General features: G+C 69.2%; 22 protein-coding genes. 15 read left to right on the forward strand and 7 right to left on the reverse strand.

All coding sequences use genetic code 11. The annotated features are described in order from the left end of the window. The first annotated feature begins 282 nt into the window (after positions 1-282). Positions 283-1,803, forward strand: a complete 1,521-nt coding sequence (locus tag FBY21_RS16020) for an aldehyde dehydrogenase family protein (RefSeq protein ID WP_107329478.1) — start codon at positions 283-285, stop codon at positions 1,801-1,803. A 388-nt stretch (positions 1,804-2,191) separates the two neighbouring features. On the opposite strand, the gene FBY21_RS16025 is transcribed toward FBY21_RS16020, so the two are convergent. After that, positions 2,192-3,244: an AraC family transcriptional regulator gene (locus FBY21_RS16025; protein ID WP_044402356.1), complete on the reverse strand. Its 1,053-nt coding sequence runs from the start codon at positions 3,242-3,244 to the stop codon at positions 2,192-2,194. Between the two features lie 354 nt (positions 3,245-3,598). Between FBY21_RS16025 and eat the strand changes: the two genes are divergently transcribed. The 7 genes from eat (at position 3,599) to FBY21_RS16060 (ending at position 11,001) form a co-directional block, all read left to right on the forward strand. Further along, the gene (eat, locus tag FBY21_RS16030; protein WP_142012277.1) at positions 3,599-4,966 is read left to right on the forward strand and encodes an ethanolamine permease; all 1,368 of its coding nucleotides are present in this window, start codon (positions 3,599-3,601) and stop codon (positions 4,964-4,966) included. Positions 4,967-5,015: 49 nt separating this feature from the next. Beyond that, positions 5,016-6,410: an ethanolamine ammonia-lyase subunit EutB gene (locus FBY21_RS16035; RefSeq protein ID WP_142012280.1), complete on the forward strand. Its 1,395-nt coding sequence runs from the start codon at positions 5,016-5,018 to the stop codon at positions 6,408-6,410. 11 nt (positions 6,411-6,421) lie between these two features. Then, the gene (gene eutC, locus FBY21_RS16040) at positions 6,422-7,240 is read left to right on the forward strand and encodes an ethanolamine ammonia-lyase subunit EutC (RefSeq protein ID WP_044402366.1); all 819 of its coding nucleotides are present in this window, start codon (positions 6,422-6,424) and stop codon (positions 7,238-7,240) included. An 81-nt stretch (positions 7,241-7,321) separates the two neighbouring features. Further along, complete coding sequence (locus tag FBY21_RS16045) at positions 7,322-8,527, forward strand: two-component system sensor histidine kinase NtrB (protein ID WP_142012282.1); 1,206 nt, start codon at positions 7,322-7,324, stop codon at positions 8,525-8,527. Positions 8,528-8,620: 93 nt separating this feature from the next. Continuing rightward, entirely contained in the window at positions 8,621-10,054 is a 1,434-nt protein-coding gene (locus FBY21_RS16050; RefSeq protein ID WP_142012284.1) for an ATPase domain-containing protein, read from the forward strand. Positions 10,055-10,079: 25 nt separating this feature from the next. After that, positions 10,080-10,457 carry a response regulator gene (locus tag FBY21_RS16055; RefSeq protein WP_044402374.1) on the forward strand — a complete coding sequence of 126 codons (378 nt, stop codon included), beginning with the start codon at positions 10,080-10,082 and terminating at the stop codon, positions 10,455-10,457. A 76-nt stretch (positions 10,458-10,533) separates the two neighbouring features. Then, on the forward strand, positions 10,534-11,001 hold the full coding sequence (locus FBY21_RS16060) for a hypothetical protein (protein ID WP_044402377.1): 468 nt from the start codon (positions 10,534-10,536) through the stop codon (positions 10,999-11,001). Between the two features lie 711 nt (positions 11,002-11,712). Here FBY21_RS16060 and FBY21_RS16065 read toward each other — a convergent pair. After that, on the reverse strand, positions 11,713-13,671 hold the full coding sequence (locus FBY21_RS16065) for a DEAD/DEAH box helicase (protein ID WP_142012287.1): 1,959 nt from the start codon (positions 13,669-13,671) through the stop codon (positions 11,713-11,715). A gap of 226 nt (positions 13,672-13,897) precedes the next feature. Between FBY21_RS16065 and FBY21_RS16070 the strand changes: the two genes are divergently transcribed. Then, positions 13,898-14,359, forward strand: a complete 462-nt coding sequence (locus FBY21_RS16070) for a hypothetical protein (RefSeq protein WP_142012290.1) — start codon at positions 13,898-13,900, stop codon at positions 14,357-14,359. A 21-nt stretch (positions 14,360-14,380) separates the two neighbouring features. On the opposite strand, the gene FBY21_RS16075 is transcribed toward FBY21_RS16070, so the two are convergent. The 4 genes from FBY21_RS16075 to FBY21_RS16090 form a co-directional block, all read right to left on the reverse strand. Continuing rightward, positions 14,381-15,148 carry an alpha/beta hydrolase gene (locus FBY21_RS16075; protein WP_142012292.1) on the reverse strand — a complete coding sequence of 256 codons (768 nt, stop codon included), beginning with the start codon at positions 15,146-15,148 and terminating at the stop codon, positions 14,381-14,383. Between the two features lie 108 nt (positions 15,149-15,256). Further along, a complete protein-coding gene (locus FBY21_RS16080; RefSeq protein WP_142012295.1) occupies positions 15,257-17,398 on the reverse strand; it encodes a TonB-dependent copper receptor in 2,142 nt (713 codons plus the stop codon). A 103-nt stretch (positions 17,399-17,501) separates the two neighbouring features. Then, complete coding sequence (locus FBY21_RS16085; RefSeq protein WP_044402391.1) at positions 17,502-17,876, reverse strand: DUF2946 family protein; 375 nt, start codon at positions 17,874-17,876, stop codon at positions 17,502-17,504. A gap of 92 nt (positions 17,877-17,968) precedes the next feature. After that, positions 17,969-20,101 (reverse strand): acetyl-CoA hydrolase/transferase C-terminal domain-containing protein, encoded by a 2,133-nt coding sequence (locus FBY21_RS16090; protein ID WP_253543739.1) that lies wholly within the window; start codon positions 20,099-20,101, stop codon positions 17,969-17,971. A gap of 188 nt (positions 20,102-20,289) precedes the next feature. Between FBY21_RS16090 and FBY21_RS16095 the strand changes: the two genes are divergently transcribed. Next, on the forward strand, positions 20,290-20,742 hold the full coding sequence (locus FBY21_RS16095) for a GNAT family N-acetyltransferase (protein ID WP_044402397.1): 453 nt from the start codon (positions 20,290-20,292) through the stop codon (positions 20,740-20,742). Positions 20,743-20,751: 9 nt separating this feature from the next. Here the strand turns inward: FBY21_RS16095 and FBY21_RS16100 are convergent, their stop codons facing one another. Next, positions 20,752-22,341, reverse strand: coding sequence for a protein kinase (locus FBY21_RS16100; protein ID WP_142012299.1), 1,590 nt, complete (start codon positions 22,339-22,341; stop codon positions 20,752-20,754). A 153-nt stretch (positions 22,342-22,494) separates the two neighbouring features. Here FBY21_RS16100 and FBY21_RS16105 point away from each other — a divergent pair, with 153 nt between their 5' ends. The 5 genes from FBY21_RS16105 (at position 22,495) to FBY21_RS16125 (ending at position 26,134) form a co-directional block, all read left to right on the forward strand. Then, positions 22,495-23,154 (forward strand): DedA family protein, encoded by a 660-nt coding sequence (locus FBY21_RS16105; RefSeq protein WP_142012302.1) that lies wholly within the window; start codon positions 22,495-22,497, stop codon positions 23,152-23,154. 10 nt (positions 23,155-23,164) lie between these two features. After that, positions 23,165-23,983 carry a zinc-dependent peptidase gene (locus FBY21_RS16110; RefSeq protein WP_074972879.1) on the forward strand — a complete coding sequence of 273 codons (819 nt, stop codon included), beginning with the start codon at positions 23,165-23,167 and terminating at the stop codon, positions 23,981-23,983. 77 nt (positions 23,984-24,060) lie between these two features. Next, positions 24,061-24,588 (forward strand): inorganic diphosphatase, encoded by a 528-nt coding sequence (gene ppa, locus FBY21_RS16115; protein WP_044402408.1) that lies wholly within the window; start codon positions 24,061-24,063, stop codon positions 24,586-24,588. A 298-nt stretch (positions 24,589-24,886) separates the two neighbouring features. Continuing rightward, positions 24,887-25,300: a DUF4398 domain-containing protein gene (locus FBY21_RS16120; RefSeq protein ID WP_174244731.1), complete on the forward strand. Its 414-nt coding sequence runs from the start codon at positions 24,887-24,889 to the stop codon at positions 25,298-25,300. 48 nt (positions 25,301-25,348) lie between these two features. After that, entirely contained in the window at positions 25,349-26,134 is a 786-nt protein-coding gene (locus tag FBY21_RS16125; RefSeq protein WP_142012307.1) for an OmpA family protein, read from the forward strand. Positions 26,135-26,309: the final 175 nt, after the last annotated feature.

Raw genomic sequence — 26,309 nt, forward strand, 5'->3', positions numbered from 1 at the left:
GCGCCCAGGACGGGCACCCACGTCGCCGCAGCATCCTCCAGCGCCACGCCCTTTGCAACGCCCGGATGACCCATGGGTCATCAGGCTGTGCCAGATGCGTGACAAACTGTCACCCGGCCTGTACCAGCCCTGCCACAGCCACACCGACGCGATATCCCCGGCAATGGCCGCAGGCCACGCCGGCCGGGGCTTGCGCTGGCCTGGCCCGCCCCTTGCTCTATGCTGCTCACAGCGCTTCGGCGCGTCCTCCACCAACAAGCACAAGAGCCAAGGAGATAGACCATGCGTTACGCACAACCCGGCACCCCCGGCGCCGTCGTTTCCTTCAAGGACCGCTACGGCAACTACATCGGCGGCGAATTCGTGCCCCCGGTCAAAGGCCAGTACTTCACCAACACCTCCCCGGTGAACGGCCAGCCCATCGCCGAATTCCCCCGCTCCACCGCCGAAGACATCGACAAGGCCCTCGACGCCGCCCACGCCGCCGCCGACGCCTGGGGTCGCACCTCCGTGCAGGACCGCTCCAACATCCTGCTGAAGATCGCCGACCGCATCGAACAGAACCTCGAAGTCCTCGCCGTCACCGAAACCTGGGACAACGGCAAGGCCGTGCGCGAAACCCTCAACGCCGACATCCCGCTCGCCGCCGACCACTTCCGCTACTTCGCCGGCTGCATCCGCGCCCAGGAAGGCGGCGCCGCCGAAATCAACGACGGCACCGTCGCCTACCACATCCACGAACCCCTCGGCGTGGTCGGCCAGATCATCCCCTGGAACTTCCCGCTGCTCATGGCCGCCTGGAAGCTCGCCCCGGCCCTCGCCGCCGGCAACTGCATCGTCCTCAAGCCCGCCGAACAGACCCCGCTGGGCATCACCGTACTCATGGAACTGATCGGCGACCTGCTGCCGCCCGGCGTACTCAACGTCGTCCAGGGCTTCGGCAAGGAAGCCGGCGAAGCGCTCGCCACCAGCAAGCGCATCGCCAAGATCGCCTTCACCGGCTCCACCCCCGTCGGCTCGCACATCCTCAAGTGCGCCGCCGAGAACATCATCCCCAGCACCGTCGAACTGGGTGGCAAGAGCCCCAACATCTACTTCGAAGACATCATGCAGGCCGAACCGGCCTTCATCGAAAAGGCCGCCGAAGGCCTGGTCCTCGCCTTCTTCAACCAGGGCGAAGTCTGCACCTGCCCCTCCCGCGCCCTGGTGCAGGAATCCATCTACCCCGCCTTCATGGCCGAAGTGATGAAGAAGGTGAAAGCCATCAAGCGCGGCGACCCCTTGGACACCGACACCATGGTCGGCGCCCAGGCCTCCCAGCAGCAGTACGAGAAGATTCTCAGCTACCTCGACATCGCCCAGCAGGAAGGCGCCGAAGTGCTCACCGGCGGCGCCGCCGAGAAGCTCGAAGGCAGCCTCGCCACCGGCTACTACATCCAGCCGACCCTGCTCAAAGGCCACAACAAGATGCGCGTCTTCCAGGAAGAGATCTTCGGCCCGGTGGTCGGCGTCACCACCTTCAAGGACGAAGCCGAAGCCCTCGCCATCGCCAACGACACCGAGTTCGGCCTCGGCGCCGGCCTCTGGACCCGCGACATCAACCGCGCCTGGCGCATGGGGCGCGGCATCAAGGCCGGCCGCGTCTGGACCAACTGCTACCACCTGTACCCGGCCCACGCCGCCTTCGGTGGCTACAAGAAGTCCGGCGTCGGCCGCGAAACCCACAAGATGATGCTCGACCACTACCAGCAGACCAAGAACCTCCTGGTCAGCTACGACATCAACCCCCTGGGCTTCTTCTGACCCCACCCGCTCCACGAAAAACGCGGCCTCGGCCGCGTTTTTTCGTTTCAGCCAGCCCCCACACGCACCGGGTCGCGGCGACAAACGTAGGATGGGCTGAGCTGTGCGAAGCCCATCATTGCGGGGCCAGGGCACGGGGTGATGCGGTTCGCCGAGCTCACCGCATCCTACGGATGCGACTGTGCGTGCATCGATCCACCGCCGGAGCCGTGCCGTGGGAGCGGTTTCAACCGCGAAGAGCCTCGCGAATGAACTCGCTCCCACGGGGGCTGCCCGTGGGTTGGCGCGCTCCTCGTAGGGTGGGCTTCAGCCCACGCTGGTTACCGCTGGTGGGCTGAAGCGGAACGCCGCCCGGCCCACCCTACAGAGCGGCGTGGTACGCGAGGACCTAGCGCTCTTCCCCTCGCCATTGCCGGGGGCTGACGCCGAACCAGCGGCGGAAGGCGCGGGAGAAGGCGCTGGTCTCGGAGTAGCCCAGCAGCGGGGCGAGTTCGGAGATGGGGCGTTGGCGGCGGCGCAGGTAGTGCAGCGCCAGTTCGCGGCGGGTGCGCTCCACCACCTGGCTGAAGCACAGCCCCTGCTCCCGCAGGCGACGCTGCAGGCCGGCGGGGGTCATTTCCAGGCGTTCGGCGATGCGTTCGAGGCAGGGCTCGCCTTCGGACAGGGCCAGGCGCACCTGGGTGCCCAGTTCCTCCAGCAGGCTGGGGGCATTGGCGCCGGCGCCCAGGCGGTGGATCACGTCCTGGAAGAGGAACAGCAGGTTTGGGTCGCGCTCCGGCATCGGCTTGCCCTGCACGTCCCCCTTGGGCACCAGCATGAAGTTGCACGGCCGGCCGAACTGCACCGGCGCGCCGAAGGCGTCGCCATGCTCGTGCCATTCCTCCGGCCGCTCATGCTCGAAGGCCACCGCACGCGGCGCCCACTGCGGGCCCAGCACGTGGCGCAGCAGGTTCAGCGCCATGCCCAGCGTCAGCTCGGCATCCTGCCGGCGGTCGAGGATGGCGCCATGGCGCACCTGGTAGTCGAAGCGGTAGCACTCGCCGCAGTCCACCAGGCGGATCAGCGTGCTGTGCTGGTGATAGGGGAAGGCCCCGGCGAAGTTCTTCAGCGCCTCCTCCAGGGTGTCCGAGAACAGCCCGACATACCCCAGCAACCCCAGGTCCCGCGGCTGGAACTGCTGCCCGTAGCGCAACCCGAAGTTGTCGCAGCCCGACTGCCGGGCGGCCTCCTCCAGCACGTCGCAGTAGTTGGGCAGCGCCAGGCTCAGGGTCGGGTGGCGCAGTTGCTCGGGGTCGATCCCGGCCCGGCCGAACACCAGGTCCAGGTCGCCGCCCTGGCGGGTGATGAACTGGTCGAGGCCACTGGCCGCCGCCGACAGCACGCCGACGTTGCTCGCGGGGGGCATCTGCAGGCTGGCGGATGAAAGCAGGGGCTGGCTCATCACGGGGTACCGGGTTCTTTAATTGATCACCCGTTCAAGCAAAAGCCATGCCTCGTCCACGGCCGCCGAAGGGGGCTTGCCGGAGGCACCGTGGCCAGGGCTTCGCACCCTCCCTGTGCAGGCTGGAGGCCGCGCGCACCGGGCCGGAGCACGCTTTTCATGGGGCGATGGGTAACACCCCAGCGACTTGACCGCAGAGGCGCCACCGCGCTTCCCACGGTCAAGTCCTGGGGCCGGTCGGTGGCTACCATCGACCCATCCCCCAATGGACTGTGCGGGTGTTTGCGCGCCGAGCGTCGCCGAGGACAGGCGGTTTCCAACAACAACAAAGCCCGCGAGGGCTGAGGAGTCCCGATGAGCACGACACAACTCAAACCCACGCTCGGCACCCTGCACCTCTGGGGTATCGCCGTGGGCCTGGTGATTTCCGGCGAGTACTTCGGCTGGAGCTATGGCTGGGGCACCGCCGGTACCCTGGGCTTCCTGGTGACGGCGCTGATGGTCGCCACCATGTACACCTGCTTCATCTTCAGCTTCACCGAACTGACCACCGCCATCCCCCACGCGGGCGGCCCCTTCGCCTACAGTCGCCGCGCCTTCGGCGAGAAAGGCGGGCTGATCGCCGGCATCGCCACCCTCATCGAATTCGTCTTCGCCCCGCCGGCCATCGCCATGGCCATCGGTGCCTACCTCAACGTGCAGTTCCCCGACCTGGACCCGAAGCACGCCGCCGTGGGGGCCTACTTCGTGTTCATGACCCTGAACATCCTCGGCGTCAGCATCGCCGCCACCTTCGAGCTGGTGGTCACCGTGCTGGCCGTGGCCGAGCTGCTGGTGTTCATGGGCGTGGTCGCGCCGGGCTTCAGCTTCTCCAACTTCGTGCTCAACGGCTGGGCCGGCAGCAATGAGTTCAGCCTCGGTGCCTTCTCCGGCATCTTCGCGGCCATCCCCTTCGCCATCTGGTTCTTCCTCGCCATCGAGGGCGCGGCCATGGCCGCCGAGGAAGCCAAGGACCCGAAACGCACCATCCCGCGCGCCTACATCGCCGGCATCCTGACCCTGGTGTTCCTCGCCATCGGCGTGATGATCATGGCCGGCGGCGTGGGTGACTGGCGCGAGCTGTCCAACATCAACGACCCGCTGCCCCAGGCCATGAAGGCCGTGGTCGGCAACAACTCCACCTGGATGCACATGCTGGTGTGGATCGGCCTGTTCGGCCTGGTGGCCAGCTTCCACGGCATCATCCTCGGCTACTCCCGCCAGTTCTTCGCCCTGGCCCGCGCCGGCTACCTGCCCCGTGGCCTGGCCAAGCTGTCGCGCTTCCAGACCCCGCACCGCGCCATCATCGCCGGCGGCGTGGTGGGCATCGCCGCGATCTACAGCGACGGCCTGGTGAACCTGCAGGGCATGACCCTGACCGCCGCGATGATCACCATGAGCGTGTTCGGCGCCATCGTCATGTACATCATCAGCATGCTCAGCCTGTTCAAGCTGCGCCGCAGCGAACCGAACCTGGAGCGCACCTTCCGCGCCCCCGGCTACCCGGTCGTCCCCGCCATCGCCCTGGTGCTGGCCGTGGTCTGCCTGGTCGCCATGGCCTGGTTCAACACCACCATCGGGCTAATCTTCCTGGGGTTCATGGCCGCAGGCTTCGTCTGGTTCCAGTTCACCGCGCACCACCGCGCCAGTGCACCGGAAGACGCCCTGCTCAGCCGCGTGTGACGACAATGCCCCGCCCAGCCAACCGGGCGGGGCCCGGATGGAGATCGAGATGGCAAGCTACTCCCACAGTGTCGGCGGCCAGACCTGGCGCTTCGACAGCCTTCGCGAGGTGATGGCCAAGGCCAGCCCGGCCCGCTCCGGCGACTGCCTGGCGGGCGTCGCCGCCAGCAGCGACGCCGAGCGCGTGGCGGCGCAGATGACCCTGGCCGAGGTGCCGCTCAAGCGTTTCCTCGACGAGGCGCTGATCCCCTACGAGCAGGACGAGGTCACCCGGCTGATCCTCGACACCCACGACCGGGCCGCCTTCGCCCCGGTCAGCCACCTCACCGTGGGCGACTTCCGCGACTGGCTGCTGGGCGAGTCCGCCGACGAGGCGGCCCTGCGCAACCTGGCGCGGGGCCTGACCCCGGAGATGGCCGCCGCCGTGTCGAAGATCATGCGCGTGCAGGACCTGGTGCTGGTGGCGCAGAAGATCCGTGTGGTCACCCGCTTCCGCAACACCATGGGCCTGCGCGGCCGACTCTCCACCCGCCTGCAACCGAACCACCCCACCGACGACCCCGCCGGCATCGCCGCGAGCATCCTCGACGGCCTGCTCTACGGCAACGGCGACGCCATGATCGGCATCAATCCGGCCACCGACAGCATCGCCTCCATCAGCGCCCTGCTGGAGATGCTCGACGCCATCATCCAGCGCTACGAGATCCCCACCCAGGCCTGCGTGCTGACCCACGTCACCACCTCCATCCAGGCCATCGAGAAGGGCGTGCCGCTGGACCTGGTGTTCCAGTCCATCGCCGGCACCGAAGCGGCCAACAGCAGCTTCGGCATCAGCCTGGAGGTACTCCGCGAGGGCTACGAAGCCGGGCTGTCGCAGAAGCGCGGCACCCTCGGCAACAACCTCATGTACTTCGAGACCGGCCAGGGCAGCGCCCTCTCGGCCAACGCCCACCACGGCGTCGACCAGCAGACCTGCGAGACCCGCGCCTACGCCGTGGCCCGCCACTTCGACCCGTTCCTGGTCAACACCGTGGTCGGCTTCATCGGCCCGGAATACCTCTACAACGGCAAGCAGATCATCCGCGCCGGCCTGGAGGACCACTTCTGCGGCAAGCTGCTCGGCGTGCCCATGGGCTGCGACATCTGCTACACCAACCACGCCGAAGCCGACCAGGACGACATGGACATGCTGCTGACCCTGCTCGGGGTCGCCGGCATCAACTTCATCATGGGCATCCCCGGCTCCGACGACGTGATGCTCAACTACCAGACCACCTCCTTCCACGACGCCCTCTACGCCCGCCAGAGCCTGGGCCTCAAGCCCGCCCCCGAGTTCGAGGCCTGGCTGGAGCGCATGGGCATCGCCAGCCAGCAGGACGGCCGCGTGCGCCTCGGCGAGCAGCTGCCGCCGGCCTTCCGCCACGCCCTGGGGAAAATCGCCTGAGGAGAGGCCCGATGACCGACCCGAAACGCCCCGCCACCGCCAACCCCTGGCAGGCCCTGCGCGCCCTCACCCCGGCGCGCATCGCCCTCGGGCGCGCCGGCACCAGCCTGCCCACCCAGGCCCAGCTGGACTTCCAGTTCGCCCACGCCCAGGCCCGCGACGCCGTGCACCTGCCGCTGGACACCCCGGCCCTGGCCGCCGAGCTGGAGGGTCTCGGCCACGCCAGCCTGCGCCTGCACAGCGCCGCCGCCGACCGTCACACCTACCTGCAACGCCCGGACCTCGGCCGGCGCCTGGACGCCGCCTCCGCCGAGCGCCTGCGCGAACACGCCGCGAATCATCCCGAGGGCTACGACCTGGCCGTGGTGGTGGCCGACGGCCTCTCCGCCCTCGCCGTGCAGCGCCATACCCTGCCCTTCCTGCGGCGCTTCCTCGACCAGGCCGCCAGCGAGAACTGGCACCTCGCCCCCATCACCCTGGTGGAACAGGGCCGCGTCGCCGTGGCCGACGAAGTGGGCGAGCTGCTCAAGGCGCGCATGGTGGTGATCCTCATCGGCGAGCGGCCTGGCCTCAGCTCGCCGGACAGCCTCGGCCTGTACTTCACCTGGGCGCCCCGTGTCGGCCTCACCGACGCCAGCCGCAACTGCATCTCCAACGTGCGCCTGGAGGGCCTCTCCTACGGGCTGGCCGCCCACCGCCTGCTGCACCTGATGCGCGAGGCCTGCCGCCGCCAGCTCTCCGGGGTGAACCTCAAGGACGACTCCGACGTGCCGGTGCTGGACGGCCCCGAAGGCGGCCCGCGCGGCAACTTCCTGCTGGGCGGCGACTGACACCGGCCCGGCGCCCGGGCCGGAACACCGGCCCGTGGCAGCGGTCTGACACTGCACCGCCCTTACACGAGCCTGGTGCCCATGGAGCCTTCCCCATCGCCCAACGCCGGCGATCCCGCTGACCACGACTACGCACGCCTGGTGGACGCCGTCACCGACTGCGCCCTCTGCCTGCTGACCCCCGACGGCGTGCTGCGCAGCTGGAACCGTGGCGCCCAGCAGGTGCTCGGCCACCCCCCCGGCGACGCGCTGGGCCGCCCCCTGGCGGACCTGTTCACCGACGAGGACCGCGAGGCCGACGTGCCGGCGCGCTGGCTGGAGGCCGCCCGGGCCGACGGCCACGCCCGCGAGGAAGGCTGGATGCGCCGCCACGACGGCTCGCCGATCTGGGCCGAGCGGGTGCTCGACCTCATCCCCACCGCGCACGGCGCCCCGCTCGGCCTGGCGCTGCAGGTCCGCGACCTCAGCGAGCGCCACGCCCGCGACCTGCTGCAGGACGAACAGCGCATGCAGCTGTTCCACGCCCAGAAGCTGGAGGCCCTCGGCCAGCTCAGCGGCGGCCTGGCGCAGGACTTCAACGAACTGCTCACCATCATCCTCAGCGCCTCCGCCCTGGCCGGGCGCAGCACCGACGAAACCCGCCGCAAGGAACTGCTCGGCCACATCCACGAGGCCGGCCTGCGCGGCCGCCACCTGACCCAGCACCTGCAGGCCTTTGCCGGGCGCCGCGAACAGCAGGTGCAGGTGCTGCAGCTCGAAGGGCTGCTGCACACCGCGCAGATGTTCTTCACCCAGGCCCTGCCCCGGCACCTGACCCTGGAACTGCAGGTGCGCCCGCCCCTGCACCCGGTGGAGGTGGATTTCGGCCAGCTGGAAATGAGCCTGCTCAACCTGGTGTTCAACGCCCGCGACGCCATGCCCCCGGGCGAGGGCACCATCGTCCTGCGGGCCGAGAACCGCTACCTGGACGGCAGCTGGGACGACCTCGTCGGCAGCTTCGTGCGCATCAGCGTCAGCGACGAGGGCAGCGGCATTCCCGAGGCCCTCCTGCCGCGCATCTTCGAGCCCTTCTTCACCACCAAGCCCCTCGGTGAAGGCACCGGCCTGGGCCTCAGCCAGGCCTGGGGCTTCGCCCGCCAGCAAGGCGGCGGCCTGCGCGTGGAAAGCCAGCCCGGCCAGGGCGCCATCCTCGCCCTCTACCTGCCGGCCTGGACAAGCGAAGCGAAAACGCAGCGGAACTTGCCCGAGACCAATGACTCTATCGCTGGCAGGCGCCCCGGCGCGTAGAATCCCCCTTCCACCCGCCAAGGCGGGCACGCGAGCCAGCTTCACCGGTTCGCCATTCAGAACCAGCGAAACAGCAAAGAAGCAGGCCAGAACTTGGAACAGCTAGAACGCCTCCACAGTGGGATCGAGGGGCTGGACGCCCTGTTGAAGGGCGGCCTGGTGGCCGGCGCGTCCTACATCGTCCAGGGCCGTCCCGGCTCGGGCAAGACCATCCTCGCCAACCAGATCGGCTTCAACCACGCGCGCAACGGCGGCCGTGTGCTGGTGGCCACCCTCCTGGCGGAAACCCACGAGCGCCTGTTCCAGTTCCTCTCCACCCTGAGCTTCTTCGACGCCTCCAAGGTCGGTGACGAGATCCAGTTCGTCAGCGCCTTCGACACCCTGGAGAACGAAGGCCTCGACGAAGTGGTGCGCCTGCTGCGCCGCGAGATCAGCCGGCAGAAAGCCACGGTGATGATCGTCGACGGCGTGCTCAATGCCCGCTCCAAGGCGGACACGCCGATGGACACCAAGAAATTCATCTCCGAGCTGCAGGGCCACGCCGCCTTCGCCGGCTGCACCGTGCTCTTCCTCACCAGCGCCCGCCTCGACGACGGCAGCCCCGAGCACACCATGGTCGACGGCGTCATCGAACTGGGCGAGGAGCTGGTGGGCAACCGCTCGGTGCGCCGCATCCACCTGCGCAAGACCCGTGGCAGCGGTTCCCTGTCCGGCCTGCACGAGTGCGAGATCACCGAGAACGGCCTGGTGGTCTACCCGCGCCTGGAATCCCTCTACAGCCGCCCCACCCTGCCCGAGGACGCCACGCCCCGGCGCATCGCCAGCGGCACGCCGGACCTGGACGCACTGATCGAAGGCGGCCTGCCCGTCGGCTCGGTGACCCTCGCCATGGGCCCTGCCGGCGTCGGCAAGACCTGCCTCGGCCTGGGCTTCCTCGGCCAGGCCAGTGCCGACGAGCCGGCCCTGCACTTCGGCTTCTACGAATCCCCCGCGCGCCTGCGCCTCAAGGCCCGCGCCCTGGGCTTCGACCTGGAGGCGCTGGAGAAGGCCGGCGTCCTGCACCTGGCCTGGCAACCGCCCACCGAAGGCCTGCTCGACGCCCTCGGCGGCCACCTGATCGCCGAGGTGCAGCGCCTGGGCATCAAGCGCCTGTTCATCGACAGCTTCGGCGGCATGGCCCGGGTGGCCAGCAGCCAGGCGCGATTGGTGGAATTCTTCGGCGCCCTGCTGGGCCAGCTGCGGGCGATGGGCGTGACCATCGTCGCCACCTGGGAGATGCGCGACCTCTACAGCGCCGACATCAACGCCCCGGCACCCGAGCTGTCGAGCATCGTGGACAACCTTCTGTTGATGCGGTTCGTGGAAGTGAATGCTGAACTCAAGCGCTCACTGGCCATTCTGAAGATGAGGGACAGCGGGTATGACCCCGCCCTGCTGGAGCTGCAATTCACCTCGAGCGGAATGCGTCTGGACAAGAACTTCCGCCAGGTGACCTCCGTACTCTCCGGCAACGCGACACGCGTCTGATGGGCGCACAACCGGCCAACCGCTGATGACAACGATCCTGGTAGTCGACGACGAGTATCTGATTGCCGACATCCTCGCCTACGCACTGGAGGACGAGGGCTACATGGTGGTCAAGGCCGGCAACGGCCGCAAAGGCCTGGACGTGCTCGACCGCGAGCGCCCGTCCCTGGTGATCACCGACTTCATGATGCCGGTGATGGACGGCCTGGAATTCGCCCGCGCCATCCGCGAGCGCCCCCAGTACGCCGAGCTGCCGGTCATCCTCATGAGCGGCGCCCAGGGCAACATCGGCCGCCAGCATGGCGACCTGTTCGCCGCCGTGTTCGACAAGCCCTTCGACATCCACGCCGTGCTGGCCAAGGTGGCCGAGCTGATCGGCCCGGGCGAGCCCAGCCACGGCTGACCGCCACGCCGCGATTGCCAGCGTCGCCCGCCTCCCGGAAACTGCGCGCTTTCCCAGTTTCCAGCGGAGACCCGCCGTGTCCACATCCCCCGAACTCGCCAGCGACCCGTCCTGGCTCGCCCGCTGCCAGGCCGCCGCCCTCGACCCGCAGGCCCGCTTCGCCGCCCGCCAGGCCGTGCTCGACGATGCCGCCGCGCTGGACGCCACCCTCTACCGTGCCGACGAGGAGGACGAAGACGCCGAGGAAGAAGACCTGGGCGACGCCCGCGTGCTGATCGAAGGCCCCTTCGTCATCCCCGCCGACTGGAGCGAAGCCGACCGCGAGGCCTACTTCGACGGCAGCGACCCGGCCCTGTTCGTCCAGGCCCGCATCGAATGCCTGGCCCCCGCTTCCAGCCGCCAGCACTTCACCCCCGAACCCGGCGACCAGGTCGCCCTCACCCGCCCGGACGGCCTCGTGGAGATGTACTTCCTCTACGAAGCCTTCGAAGACGACCACGGCCACCACTGCGTACTGATCCGCGACGAAGACGCGCTGTTCTGACCCCGCCGCCTCCGGGAACGCCCGGCGCCTCCCTGGACCAGCGATGGGCTTCGCACAGCTCAGCCCATCCTACGGACGGCGGGCCCGTAGGATGCGGTGAGCTCGGCGAACCGCATCGATCCATGGCAGGGATGAAGCCCAGGCTACGGCCTGAACCGTAGGGTGGGCTTCAGCCCACCATCGAAGCTGACAACACCACCCCACGCAGCGCCCATCCCCCGTGCCCCGCACCTGAACGTAGCCCGGGCTTCAGCCCGGGACCACGGTGCATCCCTGGTCCAACGATGGGCTTCGCACAGCTCAGCCCATCCTACGGACGGCGGGCCCGTAGGATGCGGTGAGCTCGGCGAACCGCATCGATTCATGGCAGGGATGAAGCCCAGGCTACGGCCTGAACCGTAGGGTGGGCTTCAGCCCACCATCGAAGCCGCCGACACCACCCCGCGCAGCGCCCATCCCCCGTGGGAGCGGTTTCAACCGCGAAGGCCTCGCACCTGGACGTAGCCCGGGCTTCAGCCCGGGACCACGGCGCATCCCTGGACCAGCGATGGGCTTCGCACAGCTCAGCCCATCCTACGGACGGAGCCGGCCGTAGGATGCGGTGAGCTCAGCGAACCGCATCGATTCAAGGCGGGGATGAAGCCCAGGCTACGACCTGAACCGTAGGGTGGGCTTCAGCCCACCAGCAGAGCCACCATCAGGCTCACCCGCTCAGAGATCCGGCGCGCGGGCGGCCAGCACGGCGGTGGCGCCCTGGGGGCGGCGGCAGTACCAGATCACCCGGCTCACGCCACGGGTGATGGCAACGTAGGCCAGGCGCAGGTTCTCGTCGCGCATGGCCTGGTCGTAGCTGTTGCGGAAGTAGCCGCTGTGGGCGTACAGCGCGTTGCGCAGGGGGTGGGATTCCGGCGGCTGGCAGTCGTCGACGATCACCGCCACCTCCGCCTGCAAGCCCTTGGCCCGGTGGATGGTCAGGGCCTTCACCGGCAACCCCGGTTCCAGCGCCGTCTGCACTGTGCGCAGGGTGTCGTTGCGCCGGCTGAGCAGCAGCACCGGCGTGCGCTCGGCGCGCTCCAGGCCGGCCACATGGGCGCACTGGGCCTGCAGCTCGGCCACCAGCGCCGGCAGGCCGCCGGGCAGTTCGAAGCCCTGCACCAGCCGCACGCCATGGTCACCCGGCCGGGCCTCGCGCACGGCGCGGCAGGTCTTGTCCTGCTTGAAGGCCACGCCGCCCAGCACCGCCTCGCCGTCGCGCACTACGCCGTCGATGGAGCGGTAGTTGGTCTCCAGGCGCAGCACCGCGCTCTTCTTGCCGCGGCCCTTGGCGAAGTGGCGGTCGAAGTCCATGAACAGCTCCGGCGAGCTGCCGCGCCAGCCGTAGATGGACTGCCAGTCGTCACCGATGGCCATCAGGCTCGGGGTTTCCCCGGCCTGCGCCAGGCGCTCGTGGGCGGCCCGCAGCCAGCGGACGATCTGCGGGGAGATGTCCTGGAACTCGTCGATCAGCAGGTGGGTCAGCGGCACCAGCGCGGGCAGCTTCAGCCCGCCCTTTTCCAGCCGCTCGGTGAGTTCGCAGAACGCCATGTTGAAGGTGGCCAGCCCGCGCTGGCGCAACAGCGCCTGGAAGCGCGCCCAGAAGGGTTGCAGCGCGCGGATGAACTGCTGGTCCCGCTGGGGGCAGGCCAGGGCGTCCGGCTGCAATGCATCCACCCGCAACCCCAGGCTCTCGATGAACCCGGCCTGCACGTGGAACGCCTCCGGCAGGGCCATCGGCCCCAGCTCGCCGGCCAGGCGCAGGGGGCCTTCCGGGGTCTTCGACAGCACCGCATCGGGCTCCAGGCCCAGCAGGGCGTGGACCGCCGTGCGGAAGCCGACGTCCTCGGCGTAGCAGGCGTGGTAGGCCTCCTGCAGCAGGCGCTGCTGGGCCGGCTTCAGGCGGCCGGCGGCCAGGGGGTTGTCCGGCTCGTCGCCGGCATCGCGGCTGTCCAGTTGCTCGAACCAGGCGCTCACGCCCATTTCGCTCTTGGCCAGCACGCCCATGGCCGAATGGAAGGTGCGCACGCACTGGCGCGCCTGGGCCGCGTCGAAGGGCACCTGCCAGAACGCCAGCACCCGCATCAGTTGCTCACGCAGTTGGGCGCAGGAGGCGTTGGTGAAGGAGATGACGGTGAGCTTGGCCGGGTCGATGCCCAGGTGGGCCAGCAGGTAGACCACCCGCAGCAACAGGGTGGTGGACTTGCCCGAGCCGGCGCCGGCGAAGATGCGCGTCAGCGGCCCACGGGCGAGGATCATCGCCCACTGCTCGTCGGACGGCGCCGCCACTACCCCCGCCGCAACGGCTTCGGCCACGCGCGCGCGCATCGCCTCTTCGGCCCCCTTGCGCCGGGGCAACGCGGCGGCGCGGTAGACGCTCGGGCCCTCGACGGCCGTGCGGGCCCCGCCAGGTTCCTTGGGGGCGGACTTGCGGGCGGTGGTGCGGCCCTTGCCTTCGCTGGCCTTCTTGTTGCGCCCGCGCGGGCGCGCCTTCTTCTGCTGCGCCTGGGCACGGGCCAGGGCCTGGGCGGCTTCGGCGGCCTCGCGTTCGGCACGCAGGTAGGCGGTGGTGCGCGGGAAGCAGCGCACCAGGGTTCCGGAGATCAACGCGGTGTAGCGCTTGACGGCAGACAGCATCCAGCAGGTCCATCGGCAGTGAAACAGGGCGGCGATGATACGGGCTCCCGGGGCCGGCGTCAGTTGCTGGCCCCTGGCCAACCCGGCAAGGCCTTGCCCGGAGCCGGCAAGCCGACGCCGCTCCGACCGGTACGGGATATGCGCCAACCCTTGCCACGCCTGGCTTGCAGCCACCTGGCCCGCTTTATGCTGAACGCCGGTGTCCGCAGATTCGGGGAATCCACCCATGACCCTCATCAACAACAACTCGCCGCTGGCCGGCTACCTCGCCTCGCTGGCCGGCAACAAGGCCGGCAACAGCGGCACGTCCGGCACCACCGACAAGCCGCAGACGCCCTCCGACCCCATTGCCGACCTGCGCAAGCTCGCCGCCAACCTGGTGGCCCAGGGCTGCGGCGGCCTGATGAATGCCATGGCCGGCGACACCGGCAACGTCATCACCAACGCCACCCAGGCCAGCCAGGCCGGGCTCAATGGCAGCGGCGGCGCCAAGCTGCAGTTGCCCGACGTTTCCAGCCTCGACCGCGACGACGCCGCCAAGCTGCTCACCCAGGTGCAGAAGCTGCTGGATAAGAACCTGGGCGGCGGCCTGTCCTTCGTCGGGGTGAACGGCAACCAGCAGACCCAGTCCCTGGAAACCTACCGCGACTGGCTGCAGGCCAAGGGCGGCATCAGCGTCTACGCCTGAGCCGCCTCCACCGGCCCCTTCTCAGCGCAGGGCCTCCTGCAGCAGTGCCCAGTAGCGCGGGTGCAGGCTGATGTCGTTGTGCCCCACGCCCTCCAGCGGCTCCAGCCGCGCCACACCGGGGGCGAAGTGCCGGGCGAGGCGTTCGCCGTGGGCCGGGGGAATCACCCGGTCCTGCCCTGCCACCAACAGCAGGCTCGGCGTCCGCAAAGTACCGACCCGGTCCACCGAGCGGTAGCGATCCTTCAGCAGCCAGCCCACCGGCACCCAGGGGAAGCGCTCCGCCGCCACCGCCTCGATGCTGTCGTAGGGCGTGACCAGCACCAGCCGCCTCACTGGCCGGGCGCTGGCCACCTGCACGGCGACCCCGGAGCCGAGGCTGCGCCCCACCACATCCACTTGCGGGTGCGCGGCCTGCACCTGGTCGAACAGGGCCAGGGCGTCGCGCACGATCAGCGCTTCGGAGGGTTCGCCGGCGCTGCCGCCGTAGCCCGGGTAGTGCATCAGGTACAACGCGCGGTCGGGGAAGGCCTGGCGCAGTTCGGGGAGGTTGAGGGAAACATCCTCGGCATTGCCGCCGAAGTACAGCAGCGCCCGGGGCCCGTCGTGGGCCTGCACCGTGACCTGCAGCGGCCCCTCGGGGCGGGTGAGTTCGAGGGTGCTGCCCGGCGCGTCGAGGGTGCGCGGCTGGGGCACGTAGAGCAGCTGGCGCTGGAACAGGTAGAGCCCGGCGCAGAGCAGCAGGTAGAGGGCGACCAGCAGGGTCGCGAGGGTGATCAGAAAGCGGGTCATGGCAGCTCCTGGCAACGCCCTGCGAGGGCACCTCCAACGATTCAGAGGTGCCCTGGAGGCGCCGCCCGATCTTTCCACAGGGCCGCCAGGCCCGCTATCGACCGGTGATCAGAAGCTGAAGTCGACCTTGGTCCACAGGGTGCGACCCGGCTCGTTGATCGCCTCGGGGTCGGCGGGGAAGCCGAACCCGGCGTCGCCGGCGCGGTTGAGGTGCTCGGAGTAGGCCTTGTCGAAGAGGTTGTCGACCCCGGCGCTGACCTTGAGGTTGGACGTCAGGCGGTAGGCGCCGTTGAGGGAGAACACGCCGAAGCCGCCGCTCTTGTCGAAGTCCTGGCCGACCACGTTGCCCTGCTTCTCCGCCACGCGGTTCTGCGCGGCCACCACGCGCCACAGGGCACCGGCACTCCAGGCGTCCTGCTCGTAGGTGAGCCCCAGGCGTGCCTCCAGCGGCGGCATCTGCGGCAGCGCGCGGCCATCGGAGCTGTTCTTGCCCCAGGCGTAGGCCAGGGTGCCGTCCACCTTCCAGTTGTCGTCCAGGCGGTAGGCCGCGCCCAGCTCGCCGCCCATGATGCGCGCGTCGATGTTATCGGCGCGGGAGGTGGCACCCATCATCCCCGGGGTGTAGGTGAACAGGATGTAGTCGCGCACCTGGCCGATGTAGCCGGAGGCCCAGGCTTCCAGGTCGCCGTCGTTGTACTGCACGCCGAAGTCGAGCTGGGTGGTCTTCTCCGGCTTCACGCCGTCGAAGGCGTTGACCGAGCCGGCCGGGCCGCTGCCGGGGGAGTACAGCTCCCAGTAGTCGGGGAAGCGCTGCACGTGGCCGAGGCCGGCGTAGAGGGTGGCCGGGGCATCCGCCAGGTCGTACTCGTAGCGCATGAAGCCGCTGGGCAGGGTGTCGGAGCGGGTCTTGCCGTAGGTGGGGTTGGCCATGTTCATGCGGCCCACGGTGGCGCGGTCGTCGAGGGCCTGGGCGTGGTCCAGGCGGGCGCCGGTGATCACCCGGTTGCGGTCGGCGGCGTACCAGGTCAGCTCGCCGAAGGCGCCGTAGTTGTGCATCAGCGCATCACGCACGCGGGGGAACTGGTCGGCGTCGGTGAACTGGCCGCTCATCATCGAATAGCGCGAAGCGCGCTTGCGATGCTCGCTGCGCATGGCGTCGAGGCCGGCCACCAGTTCCACCTCGCTCCACTTGAAGGTGGCGGCGACCCGCCCGCCGAGGGTGCGGCGGTCCACCTGGGAGGCCATCGGCATGGGCATGGAGCTGGAGGGGTTGGGGCTGCGCAGGCGGAAGTTGTCCATCACGTGGTCGGCGTAGTTGTAGTAGACCTGCGCCTCCAGCTTGTCGAGCACGCCGCCCAGGTTGCTGCGCTCGAAGCGCAGGCCAAGGCTTTCCCGCAGGAACTGGCTGCCGTCCATGCCGCGCCCGGCGTAGCGGGCCTCGCCGTTGCCACGGCCGGCGGTCAGCTCCACCAGGGTGTCTTCGTCGGGGGTCCAGCCCAGGGCCACGTCGCCGTTCCACTTGCGCCAGCGCGAGGGCACGGTGTCGCCGTTGCCATCCTCGTAGTCGTCGGACTGGGACTGGTTGCCGGTGAAGCGCAGGTAGCCCAGCTCGCTGCCCACGGCGCCGTCCAGCACCTTGTCGAAGCGGCCGTTGGAGGCGGCCAGCACGCTGGCGTGGACGCGGCTGCCCAGCTCGCCGAAGCGCTCCGGCTCACGGTCGAAGAGCACGGTGCCGGCGGAGGCGCCGGGGCCCCAGAGCACGGTCTGCGGGCCCTTGATGACGGTGAGGCGGTCGAAGGTTTCCGGCGAGATGTAGGAGCTGGGGGCGTCCATGCGGCCCGGGCAGGCGCCGAGCATCTGGCCGCCGTTGGTGAGCAGGTTGAGGCGCGAGCCGAACATGCCGCGCAGCACCGGGTCGCCGTTGGTGCCACCGTTGCGCACGGCGGCGAAGCCGGGAATGGTCTTCAGGTAATCCGCGCCGTCGCTGGCGGGGATGGGCTGGCGGGCGTCCTTCGGGTCGGCCACCACGGTCAGCGGCGAGCTCTGCTGCACGGCGGTGACGACCGTGGGCTGCAGCTCCTGGGTGTCGCTGTCCTTGGCGGCGGGCTTGGCGTGGACGTGCTCGGCCGCCTGCAGGCCGCTGCACAGGGCCAGGCCGGCTGCGAGGGCGAAGGCCTGGCGCCAGCGCAGCTGGCTGCGGTCGAGGGTGAAGGGGGTGCGGCAATCGGTGGAACGGGCAGAAAGGGACATCGTGATTTTCCGGATCAGGTGGATCAGGCCGCGCCGGACGGATGCACGGGCGGCAGGACGCGACGGCCACGCGCAAGCGGGCCGCAGGGGACGAGCCGGAAACTCAGGGGGAGGCGCGGGGGTTGGCCGAGGGCCAGCGTTCTCGCGGCGGAGCCGTACAGCGGCGCTCGCGAACCGGGCGCGGGACCGCGCGCTGGCGCTGCAGCCAGTACAGGCCGAGGAAGAAGATGACGCCAAGGGTGATGGCCGAGCCCATCGGGCAGTTGAAGCCGGCACCGGCGAGCCGCGACAGCTCGCCCGGCAGGTCGCCGAAGCCCGGCCCCGATTCGCCATGGGCGGAACAGAAGGCGCCGCCGAGGCCGCTCAGCTCCAGCCCCATCGCCTGCCCGTGGTGGACGCTGCAGGCGAGCGCGTTGAGCAGGACGCAGGCGTAGAGCATCCAGGCGATCAACGAGCGGGAGGAAGGGGTCGGTTTCATGGGCGGCGACTCTAGCACCGAAGCCCCGGATCACGGAACGCGGGCCTTGTGGCGCATTGCCGCACGGTCCTGCCAGAACCTTTCCCGCTGATTCAGCCGGGCGCGGTGGCCTTCAGACCGGCCAGCAACAGGCGCTGGAAGGCCTGCTCGCGCAGGCCTTCGGGGCTCTCCAGGCCCATGCGTCGGAGGTGTTCGACACAGACCTCGGCCGAGGCGACCTCGAACAGCGCACTCATGCCCAGGTCGAGGGCATCCTCCAGACGCAGCCGGGCGCCGAGCCAGCGCAGGGCCCGCAGCAGGTCCTGCTCCACGGGGGTGAAGTCGCAGCCCAGCGGGTACTCCGCGAACAGCCGCGGGTGATCGGCCTGTACCCTGTGCAGGCGCCAGGGCGTGTTGCCGCGACAGGCCGGGTCGAGCACGAAATCCGACGGCAGCTTGCCGGCCGCCTTGGCCTGGGCCATCAGCTCGTCCTGGAAACGTGCGTCGCTGATGCGCAGCAGGGCTTCCACCACCTCGGCATCGTTGCGCCCGCGCAGGTCGGCGATGCCGTATTCGGTGACGACGATGTCCCGCAGGTGGCGCGGGATGGTGGTGTGGCCGTAGTCCCAGAGGATGTTGGAATGGGCCTCGCCGCCCGACTCGCGCCAGCTGCGCAGCATCAGGATGGAGCGGGCGCCGTCCAGCTCATGGGCCTGGGCGACGAAGTCGTACTGCCCGCCGACGCCACTGAGCACGCGGCCATCCTCCAGTTGGTCGGCGGCGCTGGCCCCCAGCAGCGTCACGCAGAAGCAGCTGTTGATGAAGCGCGCGTCACGCCGCTGCTGGCGCTTGAGGGCTTCGTCGCCGAGCAGGCGGTTGACGTAGCCGATGCCGGTCATGGCGATGCGCGCCCGGCCGGCGTCGTCCAGTGCGGCCAGGCGCCGGTAGAAATCGCGGGGCCCGAGGAAGAAGCCGCCGTGGATGCACACGCCACCACGGGCGCTTCCCAGGTGCCCCACCAGGGCGGCGCGGGTCGCCGGTGCCTCGATATCCGCCGGCAACCGGCGGCCGTCGGGCAGTTGCAGGTGCTCGCCGTCGAGGGCCAGGCGGCTGTCGAGCAGGCCGTGACCCTGGGCCCAGCCCAGGGTGTCGGCGTCCAGGCGCGGCGGCAGGGCGGCCAGCAGCGCCTCGGGGTCGACCACGCGCCCCTCGGCGTCCAGCACGCCGGCGTCCGCCAGGCGCTGCAGGTGCAGGTCCGGGTAGGCGCGGCGCCCGAGGATGCCGGCTTCCAGCAGGTCCAGCAGCCCGGGCAGGACCATTTCACTGTTGGCATAGAGGCCCTGGTGGAACGGCGCCAGGCCGCCCTCGCGGTCGATCAGCCCGTCCCAGCGTCCCGGCACGTCCAGGGCGTCGAGCACCGCCCGGTAGGCGGTGTTGTCCCGGTGCCGGGCCAGCAGCGCAGCGGTGAGGGCGTCGGCCATGGCGCCGATGCCCACCTGCAGGGTGCCGCCGTCACGCACCAGGGTGCTGGCGTGCAGGCCGATGGCGTGGTCCTGGGCGCTGACGGGCATGTTCGGGGTGGAGAACAGCGGGGTGCGCTCGGTCTCGTCCAGCACCAGGTCGAAGGTCGCCGCCGGCACCTCGGCGTCCCCCGGCATGTAGGGCAGCGCCTCGTGCACCTGGGCCACACAGAGCACGGTCTCGCCGCGCTGGCGACGGGCGTCGAGGTCGGGCAGCAGGTCGAGGGTGATGTCCGGGTTGCAGCTGAGGCTGAACGTCCCCGGCCGCGCGGGATCGCGCGCCACCAGCTGGGCCAGCAGGTTGAGCCGCTTGCGCGCCAGGTCCCGCGCGACATGGCTGTAGTTGAGGCTGACGTAGTGCTGCTGGGCGCGGGGGTTGTCCAGCTGGCTGGCGGGCTGCAGGTAGAACTCCTCGATGCGGATGTGCGCCGGCAAGGTGCCCTGTTCGAGGTCGGCCAGGTAGTCCAGCTCGGGGCAATCCCCCAGCACCCGCTCGAAGAACGGCTCGGCGAAGCGCCGCTCCAGCTCCCCGGACGGCCGGGGCCGGGCCAGGGACAGCGCGGTGTAGAGCGTCAGCGAACGCTCGGGCATGGCCTTGATGCGCTGGTACAGGGCGTTGACGAAGCGCACCGGCTTGCCCAGCCCAAGGGGAATGCCCAGGCGGATGGGCCCGTCGATGCGCGCCAGCACCTCATCCACCACCTGTTCCAGGGATCGCTCTGCCACGGGGAACTCCTTGCATCGGCTCGTCCCGGGGTTGGACCGGCAGCGGGTGCGTTTCGATCCCCCTACGTGGCGCAGCCGGCCGCTTTGCCGCGATTGCGCGGCGGACAAACTTTGAGGCAGCATCGGGACGGTGCTGGCATGGCACCTGCATTCCGTTCCCGTATCCCTACCGACGCCGAGGTCTTCCCATGCGCATCGTCCAAGCCACCCTGGAGCATCTGGACCTGCTGAGCCCGATGTTCGTGAAGTACCGCGAGTTCTACGGCGAGCTGCCCTTCCCGGACTCCTCGCGCAAGTTCCTGGAGACCCGCCTCAAGCGCAAGGAATCGGTCATCTACCTGGCCCTGGCCGATGACGAGGACAAGCTGCTGGGCTTCTGCCAGCTCTACCCGAGCTTCTCTTCGCTGTCGCTCAAGCGCGTGTGGATCCTCAACGACATCTATGTCGCCGAGGACGCCCGTCGCCAGCTGGTGGCCGACCGCCTGCTGCAAACCGCGAAGAAGATGGCCAAGGAAACCAACGCCGTGCGCCTGCGGGTGTCCACCAGCGTCGGCAACGAAGTGGCACAGAAGGTCTACGAGTCCATCGGCTTCCGCGAGGACAGCCAGTTCAAGAACTACATCCTGCCCATCGGTGACTGAGCCCGCTCCTCACAGGCCCAGCCCCCACCACAACCCGATCACCACCGGCACCGCCAGCAACCCCGCCAGCGCCAGGCGCACCTTGCGCCCGTCGCGCGGCGTGGGGGCCTGGCGCGCGGCCTGCAGGGCCCGTTCCAGGGCCAGCTGGAACTCGGAAAGCGCCTCGAAGCGCGCCCGCGCCTGGGGCGCCAGGGCCCGCGCCAGCACACCGTCCCAGCCCTCCGGCAGCCCGGCGCGAAAGCTCGCCAGCGGCACGTAGCGGCTGGCCTGCCCGCCCTCGGGGCGCGCCACTTCGGGCCATTGCCCGCTGAGCATCCAGTAGCACAGCGCGGCCAGGGCGAACTGGTCGGCCGAGCCGTCCGCCGCCCGCCCATGGCGCAACTCCGGGGCCAGGGGCACGGCCTGGGCCGGGACCGATTGGCGCTGCACGCCGGGGAGGATCGCGGCGAACTCCGGCAACAGCAGCACCCGGCCGTCGTCCCCCACCAGGATCTGCCGGGGGTTCAGCCACAGCCCCTGCATGCCGCGCCGCTGCAAGGCCCGCACCGCTTCGATCAGCTGGCACAGCAGGGCGACCAGGGTCGCAGGCGGCAACGGCCCCTGGCTGCCGATCCAGTCCGCCAGGCTGCGCACGCCGGCCGGGGGCGGCTCGAACAGGAGAAAGGCATGCCGGCGCGGCCGGTGGGGCGACAGCACCTGGGGCAGGCTGGCCACCGGGCTGCGCCGCAGCACCCACTCGCGCTGCCAGAAGGCTTCGTCGGCCGGGCCTTCGGCCAGCCACAGCAGGGCCTCGCGCCCGATGTCGTCCCGGGCGCGGAACAGCCGGCCGGGCGGCCCGTAGGCGCAGGCGGCCTGGAGCGTCCAGCCGTCCACCTGCAGGCCGGGCGCGGCATCCACCACCGCCGGCCAGCTGTTGCCCGGGGTGGGCGCCGGCAACTGGTCGGCGGCACCGGGCAGCAGCACGGCCGCCGCACCAGGGGCCGCCAGCAGCGGTTCGAGCACCTCCCCCAGGCGCCCAGGGGCGAGTTCGGCGCAATCGGCCTGGAAGCGCTGCAGGTCGGCCACCTGCAGCAAGGGCTGCGGTGCCAGCAACAACGGCTCGCCCATGCGCAGCGGCAGGCTGTGCTGCACCACCGCCAGCTCGGGCTGGGCGCCCAGTCCGCCCTCGTGGCCGGGCAGTTGCTCCAGCACGCCGCGATGCACCCGCGCCAGGCCCACGGCACCGGCCTGGAGGAAATGCAGCTGGCCGTCCTGCGCCAGCACCAGGCCGGCGCTCAGCTCGGGCAGGCGTGCGCCGGCCTGGCCGTGCTTGTAGAGCCGCAGGTTGAGCGCCGCCAGCACCTGGCGGGCGGCCTGCACTTCGCTCCAGCCCTCCGGGGTGCAGGCGTAGTCGGCGAACAGGGCGTCCAGGTGGTGCTCCAGCACCTGCACCACATCGGGGCACTGGCGGGCCCAGAGCAGCACCAGCATCAGCGACGGCGGCCGCCCCCGATGCCCGGCCACCCAGGCCGCCCGGGCGCGGGCGGCCTGCTGGGGCAGGTCCGGCCCGTGGCCTTGGGCCAGGCTCAGGGCGGGGTGTTCCAGCAGCTGCAGCGCCATGGGCGGGCCTCCATTGGTGGAAAACAATGGAAACAGTTGCAGCCTTCATGCCGGAAAACCCACGACGGAAGCTCGCCGCTTCTCCGTACCTTGCCCCTATAATGCCGCTCGCCCGGCCACCGGCCGCCTCCGTTTTCCCGTTCAAGGCGCCCCATGGAATTCAACCCGATCGACCTGGTCCTGCACCTGGACCAGTACCTGAACCTGCTGGTCACCAACTACGGCACCTGGATCTACGCCATCCTCTTCCTGGTCATCTTCTGCGAGACGGGCCTGGTGGTGACGCCCTTCCTGCCGGGCGACTCCCTGCTGTTCATCGCCGGCGCGGTGTGCGCCAACGGCGCCATGGACCCGGTCCTGCTGGCGCTGCTGCTGATGAGCGCCGCCATCCTCGGCGACAGCACCAACTACCTGATCGGCCGCACCACGGGCGAGCGCCTGTTCAGCCGGCCGAACTCGAAGATCTTCCGCCGCGACTACCTGGAGCGCACCCACGAGTTCTACGACCGCCACGGCGGCAAGACCGTGACCCTGGCGCGCTTCCTGCCCATCGTGCGCACCTTCGCCCCCTTCGTCGCCGGCGTCGGGCGCATGCCCTACGGCCGCTTCGTGGCCTTCAGCGTCGCCGGCAGCATCCTCTGGGTCGGCGGCCTGGTCACCCTGGGCTACTTCTTCGGCAACGTGCCCTTCATCAAGCAGAACCTCTCGCTGCTGGTGATCGGCATCATCCTGCTGTCGCTGCTGCCGATGATCATCGGCTTCCTGCACCGTCGCCTGCGCCCGGCCGAAGCCGGCGACGCCCCGCACAGCTGACCGCCACCCCATGGGCTTCTTCCGCGACTGGCGGCGCCGCCGCATCCTGGCCCGCCACCCGGTGGACGACGCCCTCTGGGCCGAGGTGCGCCAGGCGCTGCCGATCCTCGATGGCCTGGACGCGGAGGAAGACGCCCGGCTACGCGAACGCAGCGTGCTGTTCCTCGCCGAGAAGCACCTGAGCCTGCTGGGCGACCTGCAGCTCGACGCCCGCGAGCGCCTGCTGCTGGCGGCCCAGGCCCAGCTGCCGCTGCTGCACCTGGAAGAACTGGGCTGGTACCAGGGCTTCCACGAGCTGGTGATCTACCCCGACGACTTCGTCAGCCCCCAGCGCCACCGCGACAGCGCCGGCGTGGTTCACGAATGGGACGACGAGCGCAGCGGTGAAGCCTGGCACCAGGGGCCGGTGGTCCTGGCCTGGCCGGGCATCCAGGCCAGCGGCGGTTGGGAAGGCTACAACCTGGTGATCCACGAGCTGGCCCACAAGCTGGACATGCTCAACGGCGACGCCAACGGCCTGCCGCCGCTGCACCGCGACATGCGCCAGTCGGACTGGGCCGAGGCGATGCAGAGCGTCTACGACGAACTCAACGCCCGCCTGGACGAAGACGAGAACGCCGAGCTGCCCATCGACCCCTACGCCGCCGAAGACCCGGCGGAGTTCTTCGCCGTCACCAGCGAATACTTCTTCACCGCCCCCGACCTGCTGCAGGCCGCCTACCCCGGGGTCTACGCGCAATTGCGGCTGTTCTACCGGCAAGACCCGGGCGCCCGACTGGCCCGCCTCCAGGCCGAGGATCCGGCCTACCGGGACACGACCAACGGATGAGCACGGCGGCGTAGCAACGCCCCCTGAATGTGCATATAATCCGCCCACTTTTTTTGGCCCATTCCAGGGAGTCGACCATGAGCTACAGCAAGATCCCGGCTGGTAAAGACCTGCCGAACGACATCTACGTCGCGATCGAAATCCCGGCCAACCATGCGCCGATCAAATACGAAATCGACAAGGACAGCGATTGCCTGTTCGTCGACCGCTTCATGGCCACCCCGATGTTCTACCCGGCCAACTACGGCTACATCCCCAACACCCTGGCTGACGATGGCGACCCGCTGGACGTGCTGGTCGTGACCCCCTACCCGGTCGCGCCGGGCTCCGTCATCCGCGCCCGTCCGGTCGGCGTCCTGCACATGACCGACGAAGCCGGCGGCGACGCCAAGCTGCTCGCCGTTCCCCACGACAAGCTGTCCCAGCTGTACGTGGACGTGAAGGAATACACCGACCTGCCGGCCCTGCTGCTGGAGCAGATCAAGCACTTCTTCGAGAACTACAAGGACCTCGAAAAAGGCAAGTGGGTGAAGGTTGAAGGCTGGGGCAACGCCGACGCCGCCCGCGCAGAAATCACTAAAGCGGTTGCGGCTTACCAGAAGTAAGCCCCGACCTCTCAAGGAAAGCCGGCCACAAGCCGGCTTTTTTATTGCCCGCCGTTTTGCCCGCCCTCCATCAACCTGCCCCCTTCCAACACGCCCTGACGCCACATCCGCCTTTTCAGGCATTCCTTATCGAACACAAGCAATAAATCTCTATAAAAGGAGTCGCCCGTCGGCGTCCTCTAGGTCGCGGGCAGCGACCACCGCCCGCCAAAGCTGACCTGGATGGCCTGTCCCCTTGGCCCCACGATGCAAAGCGAGGCGGTGGTCACCGATACCGTCATCGATAGGAGTTCCCAAAATGGAGTCAGCTGCCATGAAACTCAGGCCTAAGCACACCCCAAGCACTCGCAAGCACGGGGCGACACGGGTTGCTCTGGTGCTGGGTTGCGGCCTCGCACTTTCGGGCTGCGCCGGCAACCCTCCCAGTGAGCAGTACGCCGTGGCGCAATCGGCGGTGAACGCCGCCACCAGCGCCGGCGGTACCGAGTTCGCCGCTGTCGAGATGAAGTCGGCCCGGGACAAACTCAAGCAAGCTGAGTTTGCAATGTACGAAAAGCAGTATGCGCAAGCTCGGAGCCTTGCCGAACAGGCCGAGTGGGACGCACGGGTGGCCGAGCGCAAGGCACAGACGGCCAAGGCCAAGCGGGCCGTACAAGACGCCCGCCAAGGCATCCAGCAGTTGCGTGAGGAAGGTCTGCGAAACGCCCAGTAGAGGAGCGATTTCAGTTCCAGTCACTCACGGATAAACAAGGAAAATGCCATGCATAAACACCTAACGATTCCTGCACTTCTGGCGCTCAGCGTGGGCCTGGCAGCCTGCTCCCACCAGCCCAACGCCAACCTGGAGAACGCCCGGAGCAAATTCACGGCACTGCAAACCGATCCGCAAGCCAGCAAGCTCGCAGCCCTGGAAACCAAGGATGCTCAGGAGTGGCTGAGCAAGGCCGAGAAAGCCTACCTGGCCAAGGAAAACGAAGCGACGGTCGACCAACTGGCCTACCTGGCTAATCGCCGTACGGAGTTGGCAATACAAACCATTGAGCTTCGCCACGCCGAGACGGAACTGAAGAATGCATCGACCGAACGCGCCCGCGCCCTGTTGGAGGCGCGTGATGCACAGATCCGGAAGCTGCAGGAAAGCTTGCAGGGCAAGAAAACCGAGCGCGGAACCCTGATCACCTTCGGCGACGTGCTTTTCGACTTCAACCAAGCCGAACTCAAGGCCAGCGCCTTCAACAACATCAACCAACTCGCGCGCTTCCTCCAGGACAACCCGGAGCGTCAGGTCATCGTCGAGGGCTACACCGACAGCGTGGGGTCCGCGGCCTATAACCAGACGCTCTCCGAACGCCGGGCCATTGCGGTACGCAGAGCACTGCTGCGCGCTGGCGTCGCACCTTCAAGGGTCGTTGCCCAAGGCTATGGCAAGGAATACCCGATTGCCGATAACCGCAGCGACGCGGGCCGTGCGCAGAACCGTCGCGTGGAGGTGACCATCTCCGACGATAGCCGCCCAGTTGCACCACGCTCATCTACTGGCGCCTGATCCTCAAGCACCATGAAGGAGCCCGCCTGATGGCGGGCTTTTTCATTTACGGCGGGCCAGCCCTTGCGACGCGTCTCTTCACCGAACGGTCATAGTCCTTCCACAAGGCCGCGGCCCCCCGCATGGATCGGGTAAGATGCGCCGCTTTCCGCCGCCAGACGCCACGCTCACGAGG

The organism is Pseudomonas sp. SLBN-26 (genome assembly GCF_006715895.1).
Classification (GTDB): Bacteria; Pseudomonadota; Gammaproteobacteria; order Pseudomonadales; family Pseudomonadaceae; genus Metapseudomonas; species Metapseudomonas otitidis.